This window comes from Enterocloster lavalensis, from assembly GCF_046603895.1.
GTDB classification, from domain to species: Bacteria; Bacillota; Clostridia; order Lachnospirales; family Lachnospiraceae; genus Enterocloster; species Enterocloster lavalensis.
In genome coordinates, this window is record NZ_CP176637.1 from 5,162,842 (window position 1) to 5,175,474 (window position 12,633).

The following is a 12,633-nucleotide window of genomic DNA, read 5'->3' on the forward strand; positions in this document are numbered from 1 at the left end:
ACTAAACGTTCGACCCGACCACTTATATACCGCGTATCGGTCAGCGGTAAACGTTTTTGTGATTCCATTCTAACAAGTAAGAAGAGAATGGTCAATCACGATTTTTTCACCCCTTCCTCCGATACTCCGAAGGCGTAATCTCCTCCGCCTTCTTAAACGACCGAATAAAAAAGCTTGCGCTGTAATACCCGACCCGCTCCGCGATCTCCCTTATGGTCAGGTTGGTCTCCAGAAGCAGGCGTTTGCTCTCGGCGATGCGCAGGGAGGTCAGGTAGTGGATGAAATTGCAGCCTGCCTTTTTCTTGAACAGGGTGGAGAAGTAGTTGGGGGACAGACCATACATCCCGGCCAGGCCCGTCAGGCTCAAATCCTCCGCGTAGTGCCGGTCGATGTAGGCGGTGATCTCCTCGTACTGGAAATCCTTGGAAGATGCGGAGAAGGTGGCCGCGGCCATCAAAAGCCCGCTCTTTAACCCCTCGGGCGATTCATCCTTCAGCCCGAAAGCCTCGGCCAGATACCGGGAAATGTTTCCGGCGCGGCCGGGATGGGACTGCCTCACCGGCTCCAGGCTTTTGAGAAGGGCCTCGCAGGCCAGGGTGAAGCCCGCGTAATCCGACTTCCCGTAGGTCTCAAGGCAGGTCTCGCAGCACCGGCAGACGGGCAGGAAATCCCGGGAATCCACGGGCGGAAGGCAGGTGTGGGGGTACAGCCGCCTTCCGCCGCAGGCGGACCTGAGGCAGGCCAGGGTCCGCATCCGTTTATAGTCCTCCTCCCAGCAGGTTCCGTCCCTAAACTTCCTGCCCTCCACCAGGGTGTGGCCGGACTGGTAGCGCTCCGCCAAATCCTTCAAATACTCCCGGCAGTACCCGGGATACTCCGGGGTCTCAAAGAGGAACAGGAGCACATAACCGCCGTCCCGGTGGGCGATCACCGTGATCCGGTCGTTGTCCACGGCCAGCAGCTCCGACACGGAAAATGGCTGGGCGGGCGCGTCGTCCGCGATCAGCACAGGGCGGCAGGGGACTGGAAAATGCGCCGTGTAGCCGGGGATATTGAGCAGGGCCGCCGTGGCCAGATTCAGGTTCTCCAGAAGCAGCGCCCGCCGCTGTTCCAGGGCGGAGATTGTATTTTCCACGATTTTCTCCAGGTCCGCCCGCCGGACCGGCTTCAGGATGTAGTCCTTCACCCCCAGGCGGATGGCCTCCTGGGCGTATTTGAAATCGTCGAACCCGGACAGGATGTAGAAATCGGTCTCACCGGCCGTCTCACGAGCCCGGCGCACCGCCTCCAGACCGTCCATGCCGGGCATGCGGATATCCACCAGGGCCAGGTCGAAGTGGGAGCCGCCGATGGCCTCCACCAGCCCGAAGCCGTCGCCGGTTTCCACCATGTCGTCGGGCCGGACGCCCAGGTCCGTCAAAAACATGCGGATGGACCGGCGGACCAGAAGTTCGTCGTCGGCAATCAGAATTTTCATGATATCGTTTCCTCCATAGCATCAACGTAAAGTTCAATCACGGTGCGGGTTCCCTCGCCGGGGCGGCTTTCCATGGAAAAAGAGCTTTGGGGCGAGAAGGAGGCTAGGCGCTCGCGGACGTTGGCCAGCCCGATGCCCGGAGCTTCGCCCTCCGGCAGCTCGCAGCCCGCTCCGTCGTCCTCGACGACGATGGTCACGCCGTGGGCGGCCGGGGAGAGGGAAATGCGGATGGTGCAGGCCCGGTTGCAGGGCTCCACGCCGTGTAAAATGGAATTTTCCACAATGGGCTGGAGCAGCAGCTTGGGAATCATGATCCCCTCGGCGGGAACCTGCCGGTCCACCACGTAGTTCAGCCGGTCGGAAAAGCGCAGCTTTTGCAGGGAGCAGTAGTCCTCCACAAAGGACAGCTCCATGGAAAGGGGGATGAGGGCGGGCGCCTTTAAGATGTAGCGCAGCATGCCGGACAGCTCGAACAGGGCGTTCTCCAGGGCGTCCCGGTCCCCCACCTGGTTGAGGGCCACGAAATTGTTCAGCGTGTTGAACAGGAAATGGGGCTGAATCTGGGCCTGCAGGGCCTTGAACTCCGTGTCCTTCTGCCGGATAGTCATCACATACTCCTTCTGGATGCGGTTTTGCAGCTCCTCGGACATGGCGTTTAAGGAATCCCCCAGGTCGTCCAGCTCGGTGTCCGAGACGTAGGTGTATTTCCGGCTGAAATCCTCGTTCTGGATGGCGTAGAAAATCCCGCGCATGGAATTGATGGACGCCACCATCTTTTTGGAGGAGAGCCGGAAGGAGGCCATGGCCATGACAACGCCCGCCAGGTACAGAAGCAGGGCGGTCAGATAAATGATGCCGGTCCTGGAATTCAGCTCCTGGTTGGAGAGCAGCACCGTGATATCCCAGGGGTAACCGGTGATGGGGTAGACGTAGCGCTGGAAGCTGCCGTCCGACAGGGAGACCGAGGCAGCGCCGGGGGTATTTTCCAGGGTCTCCCGGTCCTCGTCGCTTAAGGGGCGGTTGGCGTAGATGATCCGCTGGTTTTCATCCTTGATGATGATTTTGGAGTCCACATGGAATGTAAAATTCTGGAATAATCGGTCGAAAATCCGCGTGTTGACGTCGATCTTGATCACGTACAGGGGTTCCCGGGATTCCAGGACCACGATGGAGCGGGCAAGGGAGATAACCGGCGTGTCCCTGGGGGTGATGTAGTCCGGCACGTGGGGGCCGATGAGCAGGCAGCGCCCGTCGGCCCGGACCGCCTCCTGATACCAGCTCTGCTGCCCGTAGTCAAAAGAGGGGGAGAGGGTTTTGTGATCCGTGCCGGTAATAGTATAGTAGAGACAGCGGTCGCCCGTGACGATGAAAATGCCGTTGATATCCTCACGGGTGTAGCGGACGAAGCTCATATTGGAATCCAGATTGCGTTGCAGGTTCAGCCGTTCCATCAGGGCGTAGTCCTGATCCCTGGACAGGCCCCTCAGATAGTTGTAGAGCTCGTTGTTGTAATAGGGCTGCATGGTCACCTGCTCCAGCTCCTTTAAATAGGTGGCGATGTTGCTGTCCAGGGAGGACGCCGTGGTATCTAATAGAGAACGGACATCCCGGCTGTACTCCCGGGCGTAGATGTGGGCCACCACATAGGCGATCAGCATAAAGGGGATCAGAGTGCTGATCAGGAAGCTGATTAACAAATGGACGGAAAAGGATCGTTTGAATTTCATGGCGGTTCTCCTCTGGTAACTGGCGTGATTTGATTATAGCCGCTTTTGGTGCGATTATCAATGAAGCGCCGGCAAAACGGAAGAATGGGCAACGGAATCGTAAAAAAAGACTACTGGTTCCGGTGGATTTTTGTACTATAATGACCATATCAAAAAACGGAAGCACAATTTAAGGAGGAACGATGATGAAAAAATTCACAAAATATGCAGGCGCTCTGTTGGCGGCCGCGGTGGCGGCGGGAAGCCTGGCCGGATGCCAGGGAAGCTCTGAGCCCAAGGAGGCGGCCGCGACCCAGGCCCAGGACAGCGCAGCCCAGAGCGGCCAGGAAACCCAGGGGAGCCAGGCGGCCGGAGCTGAGCTGAGCGGTGAACTGGAGATTGTCACCAACGCGGATGAGCAGACCTTTAACGCGGTCAACGGGGTATTTGAGAAATTTATGGAAGAGAATCCAGGGGTGAAAATCAGCTACACCACCCAGGGCTCCGACTACGAGCAGCTGATGAAGGCCAGAATGGCGTCCAACGACCTGCCGGACATTTTCGCCACCCACGGCTGGTCCGTGGCACGCTACAGCGAATATCTGCGGCCCCTCAATGATCAGCCCTGGTTCGGAACCGTGGAGGAGGCGTTCAAGCGGAACATTGAAAATGCGGACGGTCAAATCTTCGTGCTGCCTTTGAACATGGACCAGGGCGGCCTGATGTACAACAAAACCCTGCTGGCCGAGCTGGGCATCGAAATTCCCAAAACCTGGGACGAGTTCATGGCGGCCTGCCAGCTGGCCAAGGACAAGGGGTATACCGGTGTGTTTATCGCCGGCAAGGACAGCCGCCAGCCGGCCAACCTGATGGATATTGCGGCCACCACCTTCCTGGCCTCCTGCGAGGACAAAGGCTACACCGACCAGCTGGCGGACGGCAGCTTTGACTGGAACAACTGGACGCCGGTTTCCCAGCTTCTGATGGATCTGAAGGCCAAGGGCTACTTAAATGTGGACTGCGTGACCTGCGACCCGGTGGACGCGGCCCCCAGAATGGCGGAGAACAACATCCTGTTCCTCATGAGCTCCAGCCCGGACCTGATCGGCCAGGCCCAGGAGATCAACCCGGACGCCCAGTACGGAATGGCCCCCATCCCGGCGTTAAACGACAGTTATGAGCCAGCCTTCTGCGGCGGCGAGCGCGAGGCTTACGGAATCTGGAAGGACACTGAGAACGAGGCCCTCTGCCTGGCGCTGCTGGACTACCTGGCAAAGCCCGAGAATGTGAAGATCGTCTGCGAGGCCAGCGGCAAGCGCCCGGCCATCCAGAACGTATCCCCGGACCTGGGCTCTGTGGCGGAGGATTACGCAACATACGCGGACACGGCCATTTATCCCTTCTTTGACCGCGTATACCTGCCCAACGGAATGTGGAGCACCATGAAAACCATCGGCTCCGCCCTGATCGGCGAGGAAATGACCGTGGAGGAGAGCGTCCAGACCATGCAGGCGGATTACGAGACGCTGCGCGAACAGAATTAAGACGGAGGTGTAGGGATGAGGAAGCGGAAGGATATTCCCATTGATCTGCTCTATTTACCGGCGCTGGTGCTGCTGGCCGCCTTTGTGCTCTACCCGCTGATCTCCGGCATCCAGATTTCCTTTACCAACTGGAACGGATATTCGCCAAGGTTCAAGTACGTGGGGCTGGCAAACTACAAAAAAATGTTTCACGACAAGATGTTTTACACCGCGTTAAAAAACACACTGATCTACGGCATAGGCAGCACGACCCTTCAGACGGTGATCGGAATTTCCTACGCCCTGCTGCTGCAAAAGAAATTCCACGGGCAGACCCTGGCCCGGGTCGTGATCTACCTGCCCGCCATGATCGCGTCGCTGATTATGGGCTATATCTCTTACTTTCTGGTCCAGTACAACAACGGCGCAATCAACGACGTGGTGAAGCTTTTCGGCGGCGCGCCGGTGGACTGGATGGCGGACGGCAAGCGGGCCGTCTGGATCATCGTCCTCATCAACTCCCTGCAATTCGTGGGTAAAACCATGATCGTGATGATCGCAGGACTCCAGGGTATCCCGGAGTCCTACGACGAGGCCGCGGCCATCGACGGGGCGGGCTACGGGCAGAGGCTGAGGCACATCACCCTGCCCCTGCTGCTGCCCGCCATCACCACCAGCGTGATTTTAAACCTGATCGGGGGACTGAAGCTGTTCGGAATCATCCTGTCCACCACAAGCGGCGGGCCGGGCTATTCCTCACACTCCCTGTCCACCCTGATCAATTACCTGTATTTCCAGAACCAGAACGCCGGATACTCGGCCGCGGTCGGAATGTTTATGTTCCTGTTTATTATGGTGATCAGCACGTTTGTGCGGAATTTCTTTGAGAGAAAGGTGGCGGGGCTCAGTTGAACAAGAAGAAACTTATATCCGGTCTGAAAACCCTTGCGGCGCTTCTGATTATCGCGCTGCACATCGCGCCCTTTTACATCATGATCAACATGTCGCTCAAGAGCGCATCGGAGCGGACTTCCCGGTGGCTGCCCCCGGTGAAGCTCTACATCCAGAACTATTTTAACGCGATGGAGACGGGCAAGCTGCTGCGCGCCCTGGGAAACACCTTCTTTATCGTGCTCTGCGCCGTCGTGATCATCGTGGTGGTGGGGGCCATGGCCGCCTACCCCCTGTCCCGGAAAACCACCCGGAGAAACCGCCTGATCCTGGCCGTGATCGTGGGCATCATGATGGTGCCACAGCTCAGCGTGCTGGTGCCGCTGTACAAGGAGATGGTGGCAATGGGCGGAATCAACCGGTACTGGGGCGTGATCCTGGTCTCGGCCACCTTCAACCTGCCCATGGCGATCTACATGTACAGCAACTTTATCGGCACCATCCCCAGGGAGCTGGACGAGGCGGCCATGATCGACGGGTGCAGCCGCATGCAGGTATTTTTCCGCATTATCCTGCCGTCCCTAAAGGCCACCACCGCCAGCGTGATCATCTGGACCAGCGTGGGCATCTGGAACGACTACCAGTTCCAGCTGTATTTCCTGCAAAAGCCCCAGTTTCGGACCATCACCCTGGCCATCACCACCTTTTTCACGGACTCCAAGACCGATATGGGCGCTGCGGCCGCGGCCGCGTTTATCGTAGTGCTGCCGCCCGTGCTCATGTACATCGCCCTGCAGAAGTATTTTGTCCAGGGGGCAATGGACAGCGCGGTGAAATAGAGATTAAAACAGAGTGGAATATGAGAGAGGACAAAACGTGAGATGAGAGACTGGAAGAAAAATATGGAAATTCTGTGCGATCCACAGTGCAGACAGGTGCAGATCGCCTGCCACCGGGGGAAATTCTCCTCCAGCGTGATGGAGAACACGGCGCTGGCCTTTCTGACCGCGGTGGGCCAGGGCGCGGACATGGTGGAAATGGACCTGGCGCGGACAAAGGACGGCAGGATCGTGGGGCACCACGACGACACCATGATCCGGCTGTTCCACAATCCCGGCCGCATCGGGGATTACACCCTGGAAGAGCTTAAAAATATGGAGCTTTACAATTACCTGGGGGAACCCTGCGTCCAGTCCATTGAGACATTTGACGAGATTTTAGACGGACTGCGGGACCGCACCATCCTGGTGTTAGACAAGTGCTGGGACTGCTGGGACGAGGTGCTTAAGCTGCTGGAGCGGGAGAAAATGACGGGCCAGGCCGTGTTTAAGTTCTATATTGAGGACGAGGCTGCCTGGCAGTGGGCCGCCCGCCATGAGAACTGCCTGTTTATCCCCATGCTGGGGGACACCGGATATCTGGGCCGGGTGGCGGAATTGGCGGAAAAGACCCGGGTGCCTGCGCTGGAGATTCTGCCGGAGCGGGAGACGGACGCGGTGTTTCAGGAGGAGACGATTCTGTGGCTGCGGGAGCGGGGGATCAAGACCTGGTGCAATTCCCTGAGCCTGAGCAAAAACCTGGTGTACGGCGCTGGCTACGACGACTTAAAATCCCTGCGTTTCGGGGGAGAAGCGGGCTGGGGAAGGCTGATCCGCCAGGGGGTGGACATCATCCAGACCGACTGGCCCTATGAGCTCTGGCGCTATCTGAAGGAGGGGGATTCCCTGTGACGGAGACGGGGCTTTTAATGGGCGGAGCGATCTTTCTGGCCTACGTGGTCAAGGGGATCACCGGGTTCGGCAATACCCTGGTGTTCAGCTCCATCGTGGGACTATTTCTGGACAATCGGAATATCAGCCCGGTGGAGCTGGTGGTGGGATATCCCTCCAACCTGCTGATCGCCTGGCGGGAGAGGCGGAGGTTAAACCCGCGGGTGTGGCTTCCGCTCTCCGGCATGGTGCTTCTGGGCAGTATCCCGGGGGTGTTCATCCTGCGCTACACGGACGCCGGGATGTTAAAAAAAGTGTTCGCCGCGGTGGTGATTTACCTGGGACTTTCCATGGCCCTGGAGTGGAAATCCCGGGGCGGCCGGGCGCGGAGCGGGGGAGGGTTCGGTTTCATGGGGATTCTCTCCGGCATGGTGTGCGGGATGTTCGGCATCGGTGCGTTTCTGGCCGCCTACCTGATGGGGCGGGCAGAGGAGCCGGAGGCGGTCAAGGGCAACCTGTGCATGGTGTTTCTGGTGGAAAATACCTTCCGCATATGGATGTACGGGACGGCGGGCATTCTGCCCTTCTCCCTGATCCGGCAGAGCCTGTACCTCTACGGCTTTATGCTGGCCGGGCTGGCGGTGGGGCTGCTGCTGTCAGGCCGGATCAACCAGAGGACCGCCAGGCGTGTGACCGGGTGGATGATTGTGGCCTCGGGGGCGGGGGTGCTGTTGGCGGGATGAAGCGTTGGATGCAGGAATGCATCCGGCGCTTTTTTGCAGTGCGCCCGGATTTGCGCTGGTCCCCCTTTTGTTGTATACTGTTAGGGGTGAACCTGAAACAAATCAAGAAGAACGGAGCACATCCTATGGAAAAAATTCTGCTGGTTGAGGACAACCCCGCCGCCTCAGCACGAATCAGAACATTCATTCAAAAAATGGACCCCGGATACGAGGTGATCGTCTTTCCGATGGCGGGGGAAGCCTATTCCTACGCCTGCCGGGAGACCATTTCCCTGTTTATTTTAGATATACAGCTGGCCGATTACAAGGGGACGAATCTGGCGAGACAGCTTCGGGCGCTGGAAGCCTACCGGTATACCCCCATTCTGTTTGAAACGGCGCTGGCCGGGGAGGAGCTGACGGCGTACCGCGATGTGCAGTGCTATGCATTTCTGATCAAGCCGTTTACAGAAACGGAATTCCGGGAGGCGTTCATGAGCGCCATCGGCCTGTCCAGGCAGCTTCGCCCGGCAGGGAAGAAGCTCTGTCTTGAGCAAAAGCAGTTCATTTTGGAGTATGACGTGTCCAGCATTGTATATCTGGAAGCTTTTGGAAAAAAGATAGTCATTCACACCGACAGCCCGGTGCTTGGCCAAAAGCAGGATACAATTTCGGGGTATTCCCTGGCGCGGCTGCTGGAAATGCTGGATGATCCGTCCTTCATCCAATGCCACAAAAGCTATCTCGTCAACCAAAACTATATTGGGAAGATCAACAAAACAGACCGGCAGATCGTGCTCAGAAACCACAGCGAACCCATCCCTGTGGGGGCAAAATACCAGTCTGCTTTATGGTGAATCTTATGGATACCATGTTTAATCTGCTGCAAATCCTGATGGATGCGGGTCTGATTTTATTGTGCTGCCAGACCGTCTTTAAAGAGCGGGAGCACTGGGGGAGAAAGGATTTCCTGCTGTTCCCTGTCATTACGCTGTTTTTTATGGCGGCGAGGGCGGGAATGACAGTTGGAAGCCCCTCGGGCCCTCTGTTTGCCAAGGAAGGGTATGAGGTTGCGCCCTCCAACAATGTGGCAATGCTGCTGATCCTGATTCTCCTGATTTTACTGGTAAACAGCGTCTATTATAAATTGCAGGACAACGGGTGGGCGTTCTGCGGCACAATGGCGGTTTTTTCGCTGTATCTGTTGGTTCGGACCATCAGCGTGGCCCTGCTCTCTTTCTGTGGAATCGGGGGAAATGGGATTCTGGCCGGCAGCAGGCTGTTGTCGCTTCTGTGTGTATACCTTCTGTCCCGCGCCTCCTCCTTTGGACGGGTCAGAGATACGATCAAAGAAGGGGGATTTACCGCAAGGCTTGTATCCGTCAATATCGGAATTGTCCTGATCGCGGCCCTCTCCGTTTTTTCCTTTGATATCAGCCGTTTTATGGAACATTTAAAAATCATCGGCGGAATCCTGTTTTTATGCCTTCTGTGCGACGGCCTGCTGCTGCATTACAATCAGCGGAGAATCCAGGAACAGAGGCGCATACGAATGATCGAACAGTACGTGCCGATCGTGGAGGAGCTGATCTCCCAGGTCAGGGCGCGGCAGCACGAATTTAACAACCGGATCATGGCCATAGAATCCGCCGTGAGTTCCGCCGCAACGCTGGAAGAGGCGAAAGAGAGCGTGGCGGCGCTGGCGGACGGCATTTCCCTCTCTTCCAGGGACCGCGATCTGCTGGCCTGTGACAGCAAAATAATTGCCGGAATGCTGTATGGCAAGATCAAGCAGGCGGAACTGGCGCAGATCAACATCGAACTGGAGTTTCGCGGCCTGTTTAAGAAAAGCGCCGTGCCGGAGACGGAATGGATTGAGGTGATCGGAATCCTGTTCGACAATGCGCTGGAAGCTTCCACGGCCGGGGATACCGTTTATCTGAAAACCTGCCGGAAGGACAGCGGCCTGGAGTTTACCGTGTGGAATCCGGCCCCGCCTCTGTCCAATACTGAATTTATGAAATTATTCAGCAAAGGCGTCACCACGAAACAGGACCGGTCCTCCCACGGTTTTGGGCTCTACAATGTGTTAAAACTGGCGGAACGCTGTCATGGAAAAATTCTGACCCGCAATGAAACCGTCGGCGGGAGGAACTACGTGGTATTTGGAATTCTTCTTCCATAAGGTATGAACATGGGGTTTAAGGGAATGAAAATCATTTTGTTCCCTTAAACCCCTCACTGATTCCCGGCTTATTGATCGGATGGGAGCGCGCTGATATACTGGAAAAAAACAAGTGGAAGGGAATGATTGTAATGTTCGATTTAATGAAAATGGAATGGAAAAAGGTCCGGCTGCCCGTATTGCTGACAACCCTGCTTCTGACCGCGGCGGCATGTATTTTGACCTGTACGCTGGACCGGAGCTACCGGCTGTGGTTCCGGCTGGATTCCTGGGAGATCGGAACGGCGTTTTTCGCCCTGCTGTTTCCCCTGTTTGTTGTAATACCGGTGTGCTGGAATCTCTATTATGAGCGGAAAAACCACTTTTTGCTGTATGTCCTGCCGCGGGTCAGGCAGAAACGGTATCTGACTGCAAAGTGGACGGTTCACGCGCTGTGCGCATTTTCGATCCTGTTTATCCCCCTCATGTTGTCGGCCATCGCCGCATTATACGTGAATCGGTCGGTTCTTTATGAAAACGAATCCTTTAGCCATGTTCTGATGGAGACCTACACGCAGGCGCCGCTGCGTTATGCATTTCTCCTGTCGCTGTGGAAGGGGATCATCGGGGTGCTGGTCATGACCTTTGGGTTCGTCTTGTCCATGTATGTCAAAAATATCTTCGTGATCCTGACGGGCCCGTTCATCTACCTGATCCTGGAGAATTTCATCCTGTCCATCCTGGAGCTGCCGAAGTACCGGCTTGTGGTTTCGTTTGAACCGACGAGTATAGCGGACGATGCCGTCACGGCCGGTTCGGTGATTGTGGGGCCTGTGCTGATGGTGATCGTGATTTTGGCCTCAGCCTTTTATTTGAAGAGAATCAAAAAGGTTTCTGTGGCGGAAGGATAGGGGGAGATTGCCTTGATGATGCTGGTGAGAAGCCATGTACGGCTTACCCTGCGCCAAAAGCTGCCGGTTTTTCTCGCGGGCTGTCTGATTTTTTCACTCAGCTGCCGGCTCCATACCAGACTGACATTTGAGCAGTACCTTTTATCGGTAGTCTCAGACCACTACTACCTGATCTATTTTGTCATTCCGATGGCGCTACTTACCTATTATTCCTGGATGGAAGATGACAGTGAAATCGCCATCGTGCGCTTCCCCAGCTACTACTCCTACTTTTGCAGGAAATGGCTTGCGGCCGGAGCGGCTGCGGCTGCGGTTCTCGGGGTTCAGACCGGGGTGGCGCTCCTGGCAGGAGCCGGGCTCGCAGGCGGCAATCGCTGGGCGCTCTCGGAAGGGATGGCCGTTTCGGAGCTGTTTTCGGTTCTGGAGCTGTATTTTAAAAACCCGGTCTCTGCATTTGCGGCTTACACGATGTACCAGCTGGCGGGAACCTGGTTCTTGGCTGGTCTCTGCATGTGGCTCGACCGCGTTGCCGGCAGCAGAGGGGCGGTGCGGATTCTGATGGGTCTGTACGCGCTCGCCGCTGTGTGGATCAAAATACCGGGATTGCATGGGATTCCTGTCACGGGGCTGAATCATCTGCTGATCCTGCACCACAGCCTGGGACTGGGCCGTCTGGCGGTCACGGTGGCGACGGCCGGTCTGCTGGCAATGATCATATTGTGGACGGCCTGCGATCGGCGGCGGTTTGGGCCATTATCCCTGCCCGCCTTTGGCCGTGGATTGGTTCCGTATTATATGAGAAAACTATTCTCAATCAGGAATCTGGCGGTTCTGTGCGCCGTGGCCGCCCTGATCGCAGGCTATAAGGGGCTTGCGTATCACGATGAACGCACGGCGGAGGACTGGGTTCTTCTTCTGTTTTCCGGGCATGGAACCGGCTATCTGCATATTCTGTCATTCCTCGAGATGTTGATTGTAAACGGCGCTCCGGTCTATTTGCTGGCGGCGTTTATGGGGGAGACTGTGAGGGGCCAGCCGCTGTTCGTCACAATCCGGGCGTCAGGGAGGCGGAATATGCTGACCGCGCTGTGGAAAGCGGGTTTTCCGTTTCTTTTCCTGTACTGTGTTATCTGGTTTCTTGGCGGATTGCTTGGAATAAAGCTGTTGGGATATGAGCTGACGGTTCATGCCTGGAAATGCCTGGCCGGCTCCGTGGGCCTGAAATTCTGCGACGTGCTGTTCCAATATTTGGTAATATTTACGATCTATCTCTGCACGAAGCAGATCACAGCCGGCTTTCTGGCAATACTCGGGGGGAATTTCCTGTGCATTTTGCCGTCTGGTTTTGCGTCGTATTGTCCCTTCGGCCTGTCCAGCACGGTCAGGCTGGGCACAGTGGGCCTGTACCCGGGGATCACATTCCGGATCGCATTTGACATTCAGATTTTGCTCATTCTGCTGTTGGGGGCGTGGAACTTAAAATATGGCTGGCGCAGGCTGCTCAATCAGCCGTTATAAAATCATGAAATC

11 protein-coding genes are annotated in these 12,633 nt (G+C 56.6%); 9 read left to right on the forward strand and 2 right to left on the reverse strand.

What is annotated here, in order from left to right:
- Nucleotides 1-106: 106 nt before the first annotated feature.
- Complete coding sequence (locus ACK2JC_RS23205) at nt 107-1,477, reverse strand: response regulator (RefSeq protein WP_368271642.1); 1,371 nt, start codon at nt 1,475-1,477, stop codon at nt 107-109.
- Entirely contained in the window at nt 1,474-3,204 is a 1,731-nt protein-coding gene (locus tag ACK2JC_RS23210) for a sensor histidine kinase (RefSeq protein ID WP_368271644.1), read from the reverse strand. The genes ACK2JC_RS23205 and ACK2JC_RS23210 overlap by 4 nt, the downstream gene beginning before the upstream one ends.
- Nucleotides 3,205-3,386: 182 nt before the next feature.
- On the opposite strand from ACK2JC_RS23210, the gene ACK2JC_RS23215 reads away from it, so the two are divergent.
- From ACK2JC_RS23215 to ACK2JC_RS23255, 9 genes are all read left to right on the forward strand, one after another.
- Nucleotides 3,387-4,727: an ABC transporter substrate-binding protein gene (locus ACK2JC_RS23215; protein ID WP_320938608.1), complete on the forward strand. Its 1,341-nt coding sequence runs from the start codon at nt 3,387-3,389 to the stop codon at nt 4,725-4,727.
- A gap of 15 nt (nt 4,728-4,742) precedes the next feature.
- Complete coding sequence (locus ACK2JC_RS23220) at nt 4,743-5,618, forward strand: carbohydrate ABC transporter permease (RefSeq protein ID WP_007714376.1); 876 nt, start codon at nt 4,743-4,745, stop codon at nt 5,616-5,618.
- The gene (locus ACK2JC_RS23225; protein WP_092365505.1) at nt 5,615-6,436 is read left to right on the forward strand and encodes a carbohydrate ABC transporter permease; all 822 of its coding nucleotides are present in this window, start codon (nt 5,615-5,617) and stop codon (nt 6,434-6,436) included. Before ACK2JC_RS23220 ends, ACK2JC_RS23225 begins: the two co-directional genes overlap by 4 nt.
- A 42-nt stretch (nt 6,437-6,478) precedes the next feature.
- Entirely contained in the window at nt 6,479-7,327 is an 849-nt protein-coding gene (locus ACK2JC_RS23230; protein ID WP_320938609.1) for a glycerophosphodiester phosphodiesterase family protein, read from the forward strand.
- Complete coding sequence (locus tag ACK2JC_RS23235) at nt 7,324-8,049, forward strand: sulfite exporter TauE/SafE family protein (RefSeq protein ID WP_320938610.1); 726 nt, start codon at nt 7,324-7,326, stop codon at nt 8,047-8,049. Before ACK2JC_RS23230 ends, ACK2JC_RS23235 begins: the two co-directional genes overlap by 4 nt.
- Before the next feature lie 125 nt (nt 8,050-8,174).
- Entirely contained in the window at nt 8,175-8,885 is a 711-nt protein-coding gene (locus ACK2JC_RS23240) for a LytR/AlgR family response regulator transcription factor (RefSeq protein WP_227170742.1), read from the forward strand.
- A 5-nt stretch (nt 8,886-8,890) separates the two neighbouring features.
- Nucleotides 8,891-10,213, forward strand: coding sequence for a sensor histidine kinase (locus ACK2JC_RS23245; protein WP_320938611.1), 1,323 nt, complete (start codon nt 8,891-8,893; stop codon nt 10,211-10,213).
- A gap of 131 nt (nt 10,214-10,344) precedes the next feature.
- Nucleotides 10,345-11,103 carry a hypothetical protein gene (locus ACK2JC_RS23250; protein ID WP_368272176.1) on the forward strand — a complete coding sequence of 253 codons (759 nt, stop codon included), beginning with the start codon at nt 10,345-10,347 and terminating at the stop codon, nt 11,101-11,103.
- Nucleotides 11,104-11,118: 15 nt separating this feature from the next.
- Nucleotides 11,119-12,621, forward strand: coding sequence for a hypothetical protein (locus ACK2JC_RS23255; protein WP_368272177.1), 1,503 nt, complete (start codon nt 11,119-11,121; stop codon nt 12,619-12,621).
- The last annotated feature ends 12 nt before the right edge of the window (nt 12,622-12,633 follow it).

Bases quoted from the DNA above. Each gene is read 5' to 3' on its own strand.
- ACK2JC_RS23205 (WP_368271642.1), bottom strand. From the start codon at position 1,477: ATGAAAATTCTGATTGCCGACGACGAACTTCTGGTCCGCCGGTCCATC.
- ACK2JC_RS23210 (WP_368271644.1), bottom strand. From the start codon at position 3,204: ATGAAATTCAAACGATCCTTTTCCGTCCATTTGTTAATCAGCTTCCTG.
- ACK2JC_RS23215 (WP_320938608.1), top strand. From the start codon at position 3,387: ATGATGAAAAAATTCACAAAATATGCAGGCGCTCTGTTGGCGGCCGCG.
- ACK2JC_RS23220 (WP_007714376.1), top strand. From the start codon at position 4,743: ATGAGGAAGCGGAAGGATATTCCCATTGATCTGCTCTATTTACCGGCG.
- ACK2JC_RS23230 (WP_320938609.1), top strand. From the start codon at position 6,479: ATGAGAGACTGGAAGAAAAATATGGAAATTCTGTGCGATCCACAGTGC.
- ACK2JC_RS23240 (WP_227170742.1), top strand. From the start codon at position 8,175: ATGGAAAAAATTCTGCTGGTTGAGGACAACCCCGCCGCCTCAGCACGA.
- ACK2JC_RS23245 (WP_320938611.1), top strand. From the start codon at position 8,891: ATGGATACCATGTTTAATCTGCTGCAAATCCTGATGGATGCGGGTCTG.
- ACK2JC_RS23250 (WP_368272176.1), top strand. From the start codon at position 10,345: ATGTTCGATTTAATGAAAATGGAATGGAAAAAGGTCCGGCTGCCCGTA.
- ACK2JC_RS23255 (WP_368272177.1), top strand. From the start codon at position 11,119: ATGATGCTGGTGAGAAGCCATGTACGGCTTACCCTGCGCCAAAAGCTG.